Annotated in this window: 12 protein-coding genes; 11 read left to right on the top strand and 1 reads right to left on the bottom strand. The window is 37.4% G+C overall.

Going from position 1 to position 15,213, the window contains the following annotated elements:
- The first annotated feature begins 11 nt into the window (after positions 1 to 11).
- The 11 genes from DWW52_RS03560 (at position 12) to DWW52_RS03610 (ending at position 14,581) form a co-directional block, all read left to right on the top strand.
- A complete protein-coding gene (locus DWW52_RS03560) occupies positions 12 to 1,496 on the top strand; it encodes a RagB/SusD family nutrient uptake outer membrane protein (protein ID WP_118714074.1) in 1,485 nt (494 codons plus the stop codon).
- Positions 1,497 to 1,508: 12 nt separating this feature from the next.
- Positions 1,509 to 2,327 carry a DUF4843 domain-containing protein gene (locus tag DWW52_RS03565; RefSeq protein ID WP_118714075.1) on the top strand — a complete coding sequence of 273 codons (819 nt, stop codon included), beginning with the start codon at positions 1,509 to 1,511 and terminating at the stop codon, positions 2,325 to 2,327.
- 13 nt (positions 2,328 to 2,340) lie between these two features.
- Complete coding sequence (locus DWW52_RS03570) at positions 2,341 to 3,912, top strand: PKD-like family lipoprotein (protein WP_118714076.1); 1,572 nt, start codon at positions 2,341 to 2,343, stop codon at positions 3,910 to 3,912.
- A gap of 155 nt (positions 3,913 to 4,067) precedes the next feature.
- Complete coding sequence (locus DWW52_RS21340) at positions 4,068 to 5,144, top strand: redoxin domain-containing protein (RefSeq protein ID WP_118714077.1); 1,077 nt, start codon at positions 4,068 to 4,070, stop codon at positions 5,142 to 5,144.
- 25 nt (positions 5,145 to 5,169) lie between these two features.
- A complete protein-coding gene (locus DWW52_RS03580) occupies positions 5,170 to 5,610 on the top strand; it encodes a hypothetical protein (RefSeq protein ID WP_118714078.1) in 441 nt (146 codons plus the stop codon).
- An 11-nt stretch (positions 5,611 to 5,621) separates the two neighbouring features.
- Positions 5,622 to 5,969, top strand: a complete 348-nt coding sequence (locus DWW52_RS03585; protein WP_118714079.1) for a hypothetical protein — start codon at positions 5,622 to 5,624, stop codon at positions 5,967 to 5,969.
- Between the two features lie 45 nt (positions 5,970 to 6,014).
- Positions 6,015 to 6,446, top strand: coding sequence for a hypothetical protein (locus DWW52_RS03590; RefSeq protein WP_148315323.1), 432 nt, complete (start codon positions 6,015 to 6,017; stop codon positions 6,444 to 6,446).
- Between the two features lie 32 nt (positions 6,447 to 6,478).
- Positions 6,479 to 9,844 carry a hypothetical protein gene (locus DWW52_RS03595; protein ID WP_118714081.1) on the top strand — a complete coding sequence of 1,122 codons (3,366 nt, stop codon included), beginning with the start codon at positions 6,479 to 6,481 and terminating at the stop codon, positions 9,842 to 9,844.
- Positions 9,845 to 9,906: 62 nt separating this feature from the next.
- Positions 9,907 to 10,797: a retropepsin-like aspartic protease gene (locus DWW52_RS03600; RefSeq protein ID WP_118714082.1), complete on the top strand. Its 891-nt coding sequence runs from the start codon at positions 9,907 to 9,909 to the stop codon at positions 10,795 to 10,797.
- Between the two features lie 36 nt (positions 10,798 to 10,833).
- Complete coding sequence (locus DWW52_RS03605) at positions 10,834 to 12,225, top strand: thioredoxin-like domain-containing protein (protein WP_118714083.1); 1,392 nt, start codon at positions 10,834 to 10,836, stop codon at positions 12,223 to 12,225.
- Positions 12,226 to 12,250: 25 nt separating this feature from the next.
- Positions 12,251 to 14,581 (top strand): TonB-dependent receptor domain-containing protein, encoded by a 2,331-nt coding sequence (locus DWW52_RS03610; protein ID WP_158582473.1) that lies wholly within the window; start codon positions 12,251 to 12,253, stop codon positions 14,579 to 14,581.
- Positions 14,582 to 14,598: 17 nt separating this feature from the next.
- On the opposite strand, the gene DWW52_RS03615 is transcribed toward DWW52_RS03610, so the two are convergent.
- Positions 14,599 to 15,150, bottom strand: a complete 552-nt coding sequence (locus DWW52_RS03615) for an RNA polymerase sigma-70 factor (RefSeq protein ID WP_118714085.1) — start codon at positions 15,148 to 15,150, stop codon at positions 14,599 to 14,601.
- Positions 15,151 to 15,213: the final 63 nt, after the last annotated feature.

A 15,213-nucleotide genomic window follows, 5' to 3' on the forward strand; every position in this document is an offset into this window, starting at 1 on the left:
CAAATGATATTATGAGAAAATTTATACTGTATATAACACTATTCGCGACTTTATCACTAACCTCTTGTAATGATTGGTTGGACGTGAAGCCGGAGGCGCAGACCGATGAAAAGGATATGTTCAAGTCGGTTGATGGGTTTAAAAATGCTTTGACAGCTTGTTATATCAAATTGAATTCAAAGAATTTGTATGGATTAAAATTGATTCTTACGGATATCGAGTATATGGCACAGCATTGGACCTATTCGGAGAGTAATTACAGAAACGAGCAAGAACTCAAAGATTTTAAATACGAAAATGATTATCCGAAGACATTGATGTCCACGATCTACGCGGAAATGTATAACACGATATCCCAGGCGAATATTATATTAAAGAATGTTCCTGAATATAAACATGTAATCGTGAATGAAGATATTCGTGCTCTTGTGGAGGCGGAAGCATTAGCCGTTCGAGCTTTTTGTCATCTGGATATCTTGCGATTGTTTGGACAGATGCCACAGAATGGTACCAAACAGGTATCGTTACCTTACGCTAAGACCGTATCCACGGCTCCTATACCGTATTACTCGTATAATGATTTCACAAACCTGATACTTGCTGATCTTGATGCAGCAGAAGCATTGCTTAAAGATCACGATCCGGTGTTTGAGTATACCTTTCAAGAACTCGATAATTTTTATGATACCAAAAATTATAAGGTAGAGTTGGATGATGAATTTTTAGGGTTCCGTCGGTTCCGTTTCAATTATTATGCGGTGAAAGCAATGCGGGCAAGATTGTATATGTATATGGGAAAGAAAACCGAGGCTTATGCCGCGGCTAAAGAAGTGATTGATGCGGTAGATAAAAACGGGAAAAAAGTACTTGAATTGGCTGGGGCCGGGGATATTAGCAATAGTAATTTCGCATTACCTTCAGAGTGTATTTTGGCTTTAAGTAATTATGAAATTGAAGATAATATCGGAAGGTTATTTGACCGATCAGATCCTAAAGTGATTTATCTTACAGAAAAACAATTTAATAATGATTTATTTGCCGGTCAGTCTACAGCCGTGAACAATCGGGTTCAAATATGGAATCGACTCCCGGACAATCAAGGAAATATTAAACCTGTACTGAAAAAGTATGATCAACCCTCGTCCACCACAAACACGGATATGGAAGTATTGGCTTCACAAAAGCAGGTCGTCCCGTTAATTCGCTTGTCTGAAATGTATTTAATCGCTATTGAAGCAGCTCCAAGTATAAATGAAGCAAATGCTCTGTATATTCCTTATATGAAGGCGAGAAACGTGGATGCGACACCTTTGCAACAGGATCAAGTGACAGCTGAAATCATGCGGGAATATCGTAGAGAATTTTTTGGAGAAGGCCAGATGTTCTACATGTATAAACGTTTGGGGGTGAAGAATATGTTGTGGAAGACAGATCGGGAGGTTAGTGAACTGGATTATATCGTACCCTTACCAAGTACGGAAGTGAATGCAAATTAAAAGTAGAAAGTTATGAAAAAAATGAAGAAATATATTCTGTGGCTATTACCGGTTTTCGGATTGTTCGCCTGTGAAGATGATATGGAGGTGTATAATGCTTCTGAAAATCGATTGAATTTCGTGTATGAACCTTACACGATGTCGGACACCGTGATTCCTCGTACGTTTGTTTATGACGTGGAAACGAAAGTGCTGGATACTGTTTGGTTGGAAGTGGAAACAATGGGATATATAGAGAATTATGATCGTCCGTTTACGTTGGAACAGGTGAAGAAAGGTGAGAATGAGCAGGCTGTTGCCGGAAAACACTATATTGCATTTGATGATCCGCTTGTTTCTGCACATTATAAGATTCCCGCTGGGAAAAATGAGGCCCGTTTTCCGATTGTGTTGAAACGTGATCCTTCTTTGAAGCAACAAGAGGTAACATTATGCATTCGGATTGGTCATAATGAGAATTTCGTCTCCGGGTATGAGGTATATCAGGAAAAGGTAATAACCATAGCTGATATATTAACACAACCGCGATATTGGAATACATACGCAAGCTATTATTTTGCCGGGAAATATGGAAAAGTAAAACACCAGTTCATGATTGATGCCACGGCAGACATGGGAATCAAGATGAATGATGACTTTTTTTACTCGTTGGTGGGTGATCCGAATAGTGTTGATATGGGGACGACGGATTACTGGTTTTATTTCTTCACGCGGAAATTAGCAGAGGAAAATGATGCAAGAGCCGCTCGGGGAGAAGGACCACTCCGGGAAGCTCCGGAACCGGGAGAAACTGAAGGAGCGTTAGTTAAATTTACTCGTTATGAATTTTAATGATGTATGAATTATGAGAAAGAGAATTTATAATATACTGTCAATTTGCTTGTTCGTTCTGCTTGCCTCGGCATGTTACGATGACAAGGGAAACTATGATTATCACGAGATTAGTACAATCAAGACGGAAGGGCTGGAGAAAAGTTACACGAAAACTTCCTATCAAGATGTACTTCATTTGGAGCCGACAGTTACGGCTTCGGGAGGGGAAAGTGATTTTGACTATTTATGGACGTTGAATCTTACTAAAGGTTCCGGTACGACATCTAATAAGATAGAAATCGTGTTGGACACGATAGGAACAGAGCGTATTTTGGATTTCCCGGTAAATATTAAACAGGGGTATTATGACCTGACATTACGGGTAACAAACAAGAGTAATCAACTGGAGACTTATGAGGTGATGTCATTGAGTGTGACAACTAAATTTTCGGAAGGTTTTTACTTGTTGAAAGATATGGGTAATTCGACGGATGTTGATCTGCATGTCCCGGATAATAGTGTGGTAAATGATATTTTCTTAAAAATGGATGGGGAACGTATGCCTGCCGCTCCGGTCAGTTTGGGCTTGGATCCCGGGTATTGTTTCATTGATGATGCAACGGCTGAACACGTGATCACGAAGGCTTTGACGGTTTGCACGGAGAACGATGTTCGGATATCCAATATCGAAGACATGAGTACGATCTACACGCACAATACCATGTTCCTTAGTGGGGATGCTCCCGAGGAAAAGCCGTATTACGTGTGGCGTAACGCGTATGGAGTGGGATATTTGTCTGATCAAGGTGCGTATTTTTCAACTCAAGCTGCTGTTTGGGATTTATTAGGAACGGGAAAATTCGGTTTCCCGGCCATGGTGAACGAGGAAGAGGATACCAAGCCTAACCGGAATGGCGTGTTTGCTAAAAATTGTTTTTATTATTTAGACGAGTTGAAAGGACGTTTCTTGTATTTGGATTTTAACGGGGGATTGCATACTTATAGTGATTTAGATAAAGATAATAACGAAAAACCCAATAAACCTAACGGGATAACCCATCATTTGAAATTCTTCGGACATAACTATTTTCACACGGGGTATGCCCTGTTTGAAGATGAAAATACGGCCGGGAAACATTATATCTATCAAATGGTGTTGAATAGAGACCCTTATAATCCGATTGAAAAAGTTACGGAAGTTGCGGCTTCTTCAAAATTGAATGGGGCGAATTTATTCGCTATGAATGAGTTGACGGCTAAAATGCTGTATTTCGTGAATAATAACCAGTTATACATGTATGATTTAGAACAAAATACAGAAGAACCGCTTAACCCGACAGACATGGCGACAGGGGAAGAAATCACTTATATAAGTAATCGTTACTGGACTGGGGATACTGAAACGGATGATAATTTTGATTATCTGGTATTTGCAACTCACAAGGATGGAAAATATAAAGTGTATTTATATGAAATTCTAGGAGGTAAACCTTATGGAAAACCGGTTCGAGTACTGGAAGGAGAGGGGAAAGTGGTGAAGATGCATTACGTGGATCACTCTATGACAATGACAAGTTATACAGGTTTTCCCAATTCTTTTTAATTAATAGGATGATGGATGTGTCTAACAAGTCTTTTTCCTACAAAACAACTACCCCCTCCAGCTCCCCCTTACACAGGGGGAGCTGGAGGGGGTAGGGGTGGTAGTTCTATGTAAATTGGCTTGTTAGACACCCTCATCATATAACGGTTTAAAACATGAAAACAATAAATAGTATTTTATTGGGTGTCGTGTGTCTTGCATGTACACCTTCGGATTCTTATATTCTTCAAGGAACCGTACCTGAGGATAATAAAGTAAATGAAGTTTACCTGCTTTCTCAAGAAGGAAAAGGTGCGGACACGCTTGCCCGGGGTGAAGTGAAGGCTGACGGAAGTTTTGTTTTGAAAGGGAAAGCGGAGAATCGTTTGCTTTATTTTAATATGGGGAATCGAGGCGGACGAATCTATTTCTTTCCTGAAGTTGGGAAATATCAATTGGAAAAAGTCGGGGATGACTATCAAATTTCAGCAGAACAAGAAGGTGTTCAATCCCGGTTGAACGAGCATTTGAAAGAAATAGAAAAGAACACGAAAGCCATGTTTGATTTGCAGAGACAGATGGAACAAACTAAGGATGAAGAGGGGATGGAAAAATTGCGGAAAGAAAACGAACGCTTGTGGAAAAAGGGAAATGATTTACTCGTGAACATGGTAGGTGCGTTTAAAGGAGAGGATATTGCGGCAACGTTAGTCCGGGATAATATGTGGGTATTAGGTTATGACTTCAAATTATTTACCCGGGCAATAGAGGCGATGGGAGAGGGAACTGCTTCCGAGGCAAGAGACGAGGTCACGAAAAAATACGAGGAGGCTCGTTCGAAGCAATTAACAGGAAAAGCACCGGATTTCACTTTGCCTGACGTGAATGGAAAAAAAGTGAAATTGGCAGATTATAAGGGGAAATATGTACTGCTGGATTTCTGGGCATCTTGGTGTAAACCGTGTCGAATGAAAATCAAGGAATTGAAGAAAGAATATTCACGTTTACAAGAATTAGGCGTGGAAGTGGTCGCTATTTCCTGTGATCAAAAGAAAGCGGATTGGTTAAAAGCCCTTGAAGAGGATCAACCGATGTGGAAACAATTGCTTGTAGATAAGGAGATAAACGGAAGTGATACCGCCGATGATTATAAGGTGGAATTTTTGCCAACACTATACTTGATTTCTCCGGATGGGGTGGTTTTGGATACGAATCCGAGCATAGAAGGTATAGAAATGCAGATTGGTAGATAATGATTAATTAAACAAACGAATTGTCATGAAGCTTTCAATGATTTTTTTGGTATTAGCTCTTTCTTTCTTTTTGTTTTCAACAATAGAGGGACAGGCTTGGCCAAGAGAATTACCAATCAAAGTTACAGATAGAGATCAGAAACCTGTATTAGAGTTGAAAGTGGTGATAAGTGATTGTACTCATCATGTTTTGGATGAAATGATTTTACCAGATTTAGAATCTGGGATTGTTAAAATGATTCCAATAAATAACTTCGGAAAATTTTATTTGACTTTTAGTAAAAAAGGCTATAAAACTCAAGAGGTTGAAATTGAATATAGAAACAGAGTTGCTAATACTTTCCCTTATGTTACGATGGAAAAGAAAACAGAGATTTCATTGTGGTGGATAACAATTCTTGTGGTTGCTTTGTTAATCAGGATTTTATGTAGATCAAGGTATGTTAAATCTAATATGAATCATTGAAAAATAGATTTATGAATAGAATAATAGGGATTTATGTGATGTTATTATTTATGACATCAGGAGCATTTATTGCAAAAGATTATAATGTTTGTATCACGATCTTAGATGTGGACGGAATTCCTCTTAAAGGTATTGAAGTGAAGGTATATGAAGCTGGAAAAGGATGGCATATTAATTCAACTAAAGAAAATGGAGAAGCTTATTTTACAGTATCTCCAATAAATCATTGTGATGTATTCGTTCAAAATCCAACTCATTTTTTGGATCCCAAACCTAAAACAAGTTTTATTTTAGATTATAATACTAAAATGCTTTATTTGACAATCACATTACCTGGTAAATGGCCAGGTCAAGGATGATATGAGGACAATTTTTGAATAAATATTATATATAAAAATGATCCAATGAAATTATTATTATTAATTCTATGTACTATGTGTTGCTGTTCCTTGATAATGGCCAAGGATGCGGTAAAACGTAAGATTATGATCCGGGTTATGGATGAAGAAAATAATCCAATAGAGCAGCCACATGTGGCTGTATATGATAGTTTGCATAACTTTTTATTTGAAGGAGAGGCAGAAACTACAGGATATGGTTCTGTTCAAAGAATTTGGGTAGAGGATTATGGGAGATATTTTTTGATTTTTTCTAAAGAAGGGTACGAGACCATATCGACAGAAGTTGAATTTAGAGATCGAATTGTAAACTCATCATCCGATGTCGTGATGAAAAGAAATATAGATCGTTCTCTCCACGTGTGGTGGTATACCTGCGTGGGAATTTTTGTCTTGTTGAGTGGGGTTTGGTTGGTTCGGAAAAAGCGTTCTAAATAAAGATTATATTTTACGTATAAAACACGAGAATTATGAATATCAATCAAATATTATTAATCAGTCACTATGAGGCAAAAGTGTTGAGGAGAAATTGGTTATTCATTTTTCTCGTGGTTTTATTGGTGGTGGGGAGTCTGGCAGCCCAATGGTTTATACAAGTAGACATTCCTATTCATTTTCTAAAAGCATTATCTTGTTCGGTCCCTTTTGTGAGTGCTTTTCTTTTCAATTTTATTCAAGGGATTTTTATCATCTTTATAGCAGGTGATTTTATCCGGAGAGATCGTTCTTTAGATTCGTTTGAATTGCTAAGTACACGTTCTCATGGAAATGGTGATTATGCGATGGGAAAATTACTTGCTGTTGTTGGGAGTTTCGTGGTGTTGAACGTGCTGGTTATCGTGATTACATGGGGATTCCATCAATTTTCAATGCAATCGTCCCCTGTTTTTTTCCCGTATGTATTTTATTTCATGACATTAACTCTCCCTTCTTTACTGTTTCTGGTAGGGATAACTTTGTGGATAACCGTCACGATAAAAATATGGCCCATGGCATTATTGTGCTTGATAGGATATATCTTTTTTAATGTTTTTGTTTTGACGGATTATTTATATGGTAGTTTGGACTATCTGGCGATTTCGCAACCTAATGTGTTCTCAGATGCTACGGGAAAACACGTGGGATTTTTCCCTTACTTGGCTCAACGAATCGCATTTGCCATGTTAGGCATTGCCTTCATGTTTTTATCAGTAGTTAGGTTGAAACGTTTACCGAATGACCCCGGAAGTAAACGATGGATACAATTGATAGGATTTATCGTGTTGATTGCAGGGATCTGGATAGGGGGAACTTATTATAGCCATTTTGAAAAAGACCGGCAGAAAAGACAGGAATTCGTGAAATTATACATGGAATATGCAGCACGAAAACGCATGGAAATTACCCGTCAGCATATCGTGTATAACCAACATAGAACTCGGATGATCGTGAATGACACGCTGACTATCCGTAATCCGTACCGGGAAAAAATAAGTGAATTTTTTCTTTTCCTGAATCCCGGCTTGTATGTTGATGACATAAAGACGGGAGAAACTAACGTGAATTTTACTCGAAAAGATTTTGTCATATCATTACACCATTCTTTGAATCCGGGTGAGACGAAAGAATTCGTGATTCGTTATACCGGGGAAATAGACGAGAGAGTTTGTTATTTAGATATTCCGGATCAGGAGTATTACGCGACACAATGGAGTATTAATATTTTGAGATACGGGAAACATACAGCTTTGGTAGATGATGAATACACGTTGTTAACTCCCGAATGTTTATGGTATCCGACAGTGGAGTTTCAGACATCTCCCGTGTCATTACAATTTGCCGACAGGTATTTTACGGATTACGTGTTAACCGTTATCCATGATCCAAGTTATACCGTTATATCTCAAGGGGAGGCTTCACAAACGGGTTATGGAACCCGTTTTGATAATGCTCATGGGTTGCCGGGATTAACATTGTGCATGGGCATATATAATAAACGTGAGATTACGATTGACAGTACTCGTTTCGAATTGTATTATTTTGATGAAAAAGGAGCTTTGTTTTCTTCTCTTGAGGCGACGAGAGAAGGACTCGTACAAGGGCTTGGTGAGGCTAAAACATATTTTGAAAAGCTAACCGGAGAAGTTTATCCTTTTCATAAATTGGCTTTCATTGAAATTCCGGTTAGTTTTTGCGCTTATCGCGGTGAAAATAGGAAAAGGAGTGAGCGAGTTCAACCGGAATTGATTTTTAAACTGGAAAACTGTTGTGATCAATCAGATTATCTTCCTTTGAAGGAGTATGCGGATAAAAGAGAAAAAAACGTTTCCGGACGTTCCAGGGCTGAGATCGAAAGTGAAGCGATCCGTAATTTTTGTACGGCGAATGTTGGGGAAGAAATTAGCGTGTTGAAAAAAATGACATTACCAGATTTTCTCGCCGGACAGCAAGTAACACCGGAAATTATAAAAAATCCGGCTTCGATTCTTCCCATGTTTACTGATTTTAGCGGTTATACTTATTCTGAGAATTTCCCGGGTATTGATCGAATTATGACGGGAATGCAAGCAAATAATCAAGTCGATATACAGTGGGAGTTATACAAGATTGGGGAAAACGGAGAACATAAAGCGATACGGGCTCTCTCTTCGCGAAGTTTGCGAGATGTGTTGAAAGAGACGGAAAAGTCCTGTGATTTAAATGCCATTTTCAAGTTAAAAGCCGCTTATTTGAGAAAACAGATCAATATAAAAGTAAATCAAGATAGTTTCGCTGTTTTTATGAAAAACTTCCGGTCCAGAAATTCTTTTTCTTGCGTAGCTTTCGAATGTCTGTCGGAAGAATTTAAACGTGAATTCGATTTCGATCTTGTTGAGACAACCAGAGAATTGTATGACCAACATGGACTTGCCGCATTTTATATACAGGATATTGAACAATACATGGGGGTGGGAAACGAGGAGCCGATGCTTGCTTTTAGCGTATGGAATTCTTCAGACGTGAACGGAATTATTTCCGCGTACACGGATAAAGGCGATGATTCAAGAGATTTGTTGAATGTAGGGGATTTTATGATCCGGGCCGGTGAATGTTCCCGGATTTATTTCCCGTTGCCTCATTGTGTAAGAGGCGTGATTTTGCAAACTAATTTGGCGCGGAATATCCCGGGTAATTATATCCGTAATTTTATGGAATATCCCCAAGAAGCGGTTGTTCATGAGGGACGGGAAAAGTTGAACCCCTCTTGCTTTTTGCCGTCTTCAGGAGAGATTGTCGTGGACAACGAGGATCGGGGATTTCATGTTCTCGCTTCGGAAACGAAAGAATCCTTGTTAGGGAAATTATTGCAGGATAACATGATTGTAGAAGATCGTGGGGTTGATTTTTTGACCGACAATGCCCCGGGATGGATCAGTTCCGTTTATATAGATGCTTACGGTTTTCCCGTACGGAGTTTTTTAGGTAAAAAGATAAAAAACAGTCAAGCCCGGGCGGAATGGAAAACGGAAATTCCGGAACAAGGAGAGTATGAGTTATCTATATATAAGTTAGATCTGGATTTCAGGTACCAAAGGCAAGCGGATTCAGTGGCCTATTATTACACGTTAGAACAGGGAGATTATCGTGCGGATATTGTGATGTCGTTTCTCCGAAATGGACAACAATGTATCCATTTATCAGACAATCTCGGACGAAAGGAAGAATATTCTTTTCAACAACAAATGCCGCAATGTAGTTGGATTCAGCTGGGTATTTATTCGTTAGCCAAGGGGAAAGTTAAGCTAGTTTTGCATGATAAAGGTGTTTTCCCCGGGCAATTGATTTTTGCGGATGCGGTGAAGTGGGTAAAGAAATGATGAATACTTTGTTTAGTTTCAGTTGTATTTTATAGTTTGATAATAATATAAATTTAAGTTTTATGAGAAAAGAGTGGTGGATCTTTTTTAATATGATTTTACTGTTGAGTTGTAATACAATAGATAGTACAATTGAGATTACTCACGATAAAGTGGGGCATATTATTGTCCCTCTTGTAATAAATGGGATCGAAATAGACGGAATATTTGATACGGGTTCTGTTGCTTCCACTTTGTCAGCAAAAGACGTGGATAAGGTAGGGTTAAAATTTTCATCTGATAGTGTTTATACTTGGTTCCCTTATCTTCAAGAAAAACCGATTCTATCAAAAATAGGAAAGAATACTCATGTAAAGATTGGAAAATTACGATCGGAAGAAGCAATTGCGTTTAGTGTTCCTGCAAATAATACATTAACGATTATTGGAACGGATATAATACATCAATTCAATTGGTTATTTGATTTTGAAAATGGTAATCTTGTTGTTTCGAGCAAAGAGCTTGCATTTGATTTTAATAATAGTGTGAAAATTCCTTTTGAGTACAAAGATGGAACAATGATTTCTTCTGTATCTTTTAAAGATATTATTATTGATCATTTGATGATTGATACTGGACTTCCTCAAGTGTTGTTTCAAGATGGAAGTACAACTTCTATTTATCTGCGAATGGCAAAGTCTTTGATGAATAAACAGAAAATTGTTGTAAATAAAGAAAATGAGTCCTCGAAGACTGATAGCATAAGGTTGACCTCTGTAAAGAAAATTCCATTTGAGAATGATTCGATTAACCATTCCAATATTCCTATATTTAAAGGGGTATTTACTTTATCAGATCGAAAAAAGCATCACGATTTTTCAAGTATCAATGGAGCTATTGCTTTATGTTACGCACGAGAATACTCTCAAATGTATATTGACATGAAGAATAATACCGTGTATTTAAAACCGTGATAGAAGTATAAAATATGAAGCACTAAGTAGAATATCATGAACATTTCAAAGAATCGTAATATAATTATTATTGGAGCAATAGCTATCATATTACAAGGGTTTCAGTTAATCGATAATCCTCTGAAACGGAAAAATTATATCAAGATAATCAACTCAAAGCATAAAAATGACAAAGTTGATTTCGCAATTTATAGTCAACTGAGAGAGCCGAGTATATATTTAACAATTCCGGAAGAATTGGTGTTATCTAATAATTTCTATTTTATTGAAATACACCAAGGTAATGATGAAGTGTTTTGGTGTCGGGATAGTTTTGAATATGTCATAGATATTAATAATCAAGTGGCTCAATTTATATGTTTGGATAGCGTAAGTCAAAATGAAACTCGATTCTTTCATTATCTAATGGAAAAGCTATATCCACGGGGATATTATTTCCCAGAAGAACTAAGGAAACAAATGCAACTATGTAGAGAAGGGCGTTTAATGGATTATACTCAAGAGCTTTATGAAAAGAAGAAATTGATATTAGACGAATATCACGAAAAACATCCTGTTTCGAATGTATTTAAAGAAATATGTCAGAATATTTTCATAATTGAAAAATTAGAGAATTTATTGTTTATATATAATCGTTCTCTTGAGAAGCAAATAGATATGGATGTGCTTCCGAAATTGGAAGAACAACTATTGAATTATAAACATCTTTATCAGGATGATAATCTTTTGTTTTCCCTTGCCTTTAGGATAGGATGCCGTAGTTATAATAATTTTTTAGTTATGAGAGAGACTCATAAGAAGCCAGAATTGATGGAAGAATATTTATCGGTGAAGAATAACTTTAAAGGGCAAGTCAAAGATTATCTGCTTTATTCTATTTATCGCCAAATGATGGATAAACATGATTTGAACTTGACAAGAATCGATTTTGATACAGATTGTGAAAACGAGCTTTTAAAAAATGATATTGGAGACGTGATTTACATGAATAAACTGGCAAAGAATAGCGCTAGCGATATTTTGGTAAGACAGGATTCCTCAATCATCAAATTTGCCGATATAATTAAACAACATGAAGGAAAGGTAATCTACGTCGATTTTTGGGCTTCTTGGTGTGAGCCTTGTCGAAAATGTTTACCGGCTTCCAGAATGTTACATGAGGAGTATGAGGGGAAAGATATTGTGTTTGTTTATATTTCCAAGGATAAAAATTACTCTTCCTGGATAGAGGCTTGCAAGCAAGAAAAAATAGATTCGAATGTTAGTTATTTATTAGTAAATCCATCATTTACGAAAACATTGAATATAACCGGAATCCCACATTATCTGTTATTTGATCGACAAGGAAATTTGGTGGATCGGAATGCACCAAGACCGGATAGTGAAGAAATTCGGGATAAAATAGACTCGTTACTTGAAGTCATGTAAATAGCGTATGAATACTCAAATACAGATGAAAATAAGTATCTTATTATTTATAGTCTTTTTTCTTGTTAATCATCAAGTCGTGGGACAGGAGACTGAAAATGTGACCGGGCAGGTAAAAACAATAGAAGGGAAGTTTGTATCACAGGCTCATGTCGTTCTGTTGGATAAGGATTTGAAAGTTGCTGCTTATGGAGTAAGTGATGATAAAGGATATTTTGTTATGGTTACCGTGAAGAGAGGGGAATATAAATTGAAGGTTTCATGCGTGGGGTATGAAATCTTCAATCGGGAAGTTTCTGTCGGAGAAGGACAGAATAATTTAGGAGTACTCCATTTGAAAGAAGGAATTCTTTTGGATGAAGTGTCCGTGACGAGAGATAAATCAATGCTAGTTACGAAAACAGATCGAATCGTGTATGATGTAGAACAGGATTCAACAGCTAAAACATCTGTTGCCCTGGAGATTCTGGAAAAACTTCCGTTTGTCAGTATGGATATGAAAACGAAACAATTGCAAGTGATGGGAGAAACAAATTTCGTAATCACGATTAACGGGAAAAAGAGTCTTTTTCTTTCAGAAGCCAATCAATACGTTACCCGGCTGTTACGAGGTGATAAAATGAAACAAGTCGAATTGATCACCTCTCCACACGGACAATATAGTGATAAAACAGCCGTGATTAATATCGTGACAAAGGGAAGCTTACCAGACGGTGTTGTCGGGAATATTATGTTTGATTTTGGTAAAGATTTGATTGAACCGGATATGGGCATAACTTCAAAAATCGGGAAATTGGTATATAACATGAATTATCAACCGGGATACACTTATTACTCGAAATTAACAGATAGGACGACGGTTGTAAATTACAGGGAGGATATAATACACAGAACGGAATCGGAATTGGCAACTTGGTCGAAAGATGATTCGCATAAGTTCCAATTAAATGCAAGTTACGATTTCACGGAGCGGGATTTACTTACTTTTTCCGGGCAATACAATTATTACCGGGAAAGGGAGTTTCAAGAAGGGAATACCATGATATGGAATGCCGAGAATTGTGAGGAGCAATCTTATTCTTTTGATAATAGAAATATCAACAGGGAGGAGCGGTGGAAAGGAAAAATCAATTACCAAAAGTCATTTCGGAATAAAGAAGGGAGACTTTTCACAACCACGTACGGTATGGAAAATAATCGAGATAAGAAACGATACGAGCAAGAATTAACTGGATTTTTGGGGATAGAGGATTCCTGTGGGGTGATGGTGAATAGACTGCGTTTAGCAGAACATACCCTAGGGATGGATTTTACAAACCCGATTAACGAAAAACATTCGTATTTCTTGACGGCTAAATTTATTACCCGACGGTATCGTAGTGATGAAGAATTGGATTATAATCAATATGTTCCGTCATTTCGGGCTAGTTATTCTTTTTCTACAGCCAAAATAAATTTAAGAGTAGAAGTGAGCTTCGAAAAAACGATAAACGATATGCAATTTGATCCGAAGAACAAGAACATACGGAAAAATTTCTTTGATGTAACGCCTAGTGCTTCTGTTATATTTATATTAAGCCGGAAATCCACGTTTTCAATATTATATTCGGTTCCTTCTTTTCGGCCGGATATTCATTATTTGAATCCCTTCGTGGATCGCTCCGATCCTTCGCATTGGAAAGTCGGTAATCCGGATTTGGAGCCCGAAATATCCCAGTTCCTCTCGATGAAGTATCTTTTTTACATGCGTAGGGCAAGTTTAGTTTTTTCGGTAAAGTATAAACATTCCGGTAACGCAATCTATCCTTATGATTACACGAATGAAGTAGGTGCGCTTGTGACTACTTACGGGAATATGAATCGTTCGGAAATGCTTTCTTTTGATATGAATTTTGAATACAAAATCCCTGATAAACTCCAAATATGGTATACGGGAGAGGCGAAATACACGTATTATTCTATAACTAGAAATGATTTCCCTCTTTGGAATTTCAAATCGGCCGCAGGGGCTTATGTCACGTTATTTAAAAAGGCAACGATCGGTATTATCGGTAATATTCGTCCGATTTCAACATCTGTGCAGGATACGAAATTTCGATATCTCATGACAAGTACTTTAAGGGGAGAATATACTTTTAATCAAAAGTTTTGTTTTTTGGTTGACATTGACAAGTTTTTGTGGAAACGTATCAACGTGGAAAACGTGAAAGAGACGGATGCATTTTACTATAGTAAAGATGAACAATGGAGAGGTCGGTGGGTGACATTCACGTTCGTTTATAATTTTGGTCGTTTACGTGACCGAGTAAAGGAAAGTGACCGGGGAATAAAGAATGCAGATAGAGTGAAAGAATAGAGATATACAGAATTGAATTATATATACACCAAGAAAGAAAGTACATGCTTCAATCTCTCTCGCATGTAATGGTTGGCGTTGTTTTTGTGCTTTTTCACGGTGTTCACGGAGATGTTCAATAATTGGGAAATCTCTTCATGCGATTTTCCGTGAAGGCTGAGTTGGTAAACTTCTCGACAAGCGGGGGATAGTTCGTTGAAGACGGCTTGGATCATTTGAAAGACTTCGGATTCGACGATGTTTTCAAGAAAGAATTCTTGATCGTCTTTTTCTAGAATTATTTTCTCGGCATATCGGTTGGCGATGTTTCTACGACGGATAGTATCGACCGAGAAACTACGTACGATTTTATATAGGTACGCTTTTATGGTGTTTTCCGTTTTAAATTCGTTCCGTTTCTCCCAAAGATTAAGAAATGCATCTTGAATCACGTCTTCAATGGTATCATCGTCATCTACATATTTGGCCGCAAAATAACGCAATGTAGCCGCATATTTATCATATAAATAGCGAAAGGCTTGGTTGTTATCTTGATCCCAAAAATAATCTGTTGTTAACTGTCTTTCCATGTAAATGACTATCTTTAAACCAACGATTAATGATCTCGCAAATATAGGTTATAAATAAATAAT

It is taken from the genome of Odoribacter sp. AF15-53, from assembly GCF_003479425.1.
Taxonomy (GTDB): Bacteria; Bacteroidota; Bacteroidia; order Bacteroidales; family Marinifilaceae; genus Butyricimonas.

Coding starts and splice junctions, on each gene's coding strand:
- DWW52_RS03595 (WP_118714081.1), top strand. CDS start 6,479: ATGAATATCAATCAAATATTATTAATCAGTCACTATGAGGCAAAAGTG.
- DWW52_RS03600 (WP_118714082.1), top strand. CDS start 9,907: ATGAGAAAAGAGTGGTGGATCTTTTTTAATATGATTTTACTGTTGAGT.
- DWW52_RS03570 (WP_118714076.1), top strand. CDS start 2,341: ATGAGAAAGAGAATTTATAATATACTGTCAATTTGCTTGTTCGTTCTG.
- DWW52_RS03565 (WP_118714075.1), top strand. CDS start 1,509: ATGAAAAAAATGAAGAAATATATTCTGTGGCTATTACCGGTTTTCGGA.
- DWW52_RS03585 (WP_118714079.1), top strand. CDS start 5,622: ATGAATAGAATAATAGGGATTTATGTGATGTTATTATTTATGACATCA.
- DWW52_RS03560 (WP_118714074.1), top strand. CDS start 12: ATGAGAAAATTTATACTGTATATAACACTATTCGCGACTTTATCACTA.
- DWW52_RS21340 (WP_118714077.1), top strand. CDS start 4,068: ATGAAAACAATAAATAGTATTTTATTGGGTGTCGTGTGTCTTGCATGT.
- DWW52_RS03605 (WP_118714083.1), top strand. CDS start 10,834: ATGAACATTTCAAAGAATCGTAATATAATTATTATTGGAGCAATAGCT.
- DWW52_RS03580 (WP_118714078.1), top strand. CDS start 5,170: ATGAAGCTTTCAATGATTTTTTTGGTATTAGCTCTTTCTTTCTTTTTG.
- DWW52_RS03615 (WP_118714085.1), bottom strand. CDS start 15,150: ATGGAAAGACAGTTAACAACAGATTATTTTTGGGATCAAGATAACAAC.
- DWW52_RS03590 (WP_148315323.1), top strand. CDS start 6,015: ATGAAATTATTATTATTAATTCTATGTACTATGTGTTGCTGTTCCTTG.
- DWW52_RS03610 (WP_158582473.1), top strand. CDS start 12,251: ATGAAAATAAGTATCTTATTATTTATAGTCTTTTTTCTTGTTAATCAT.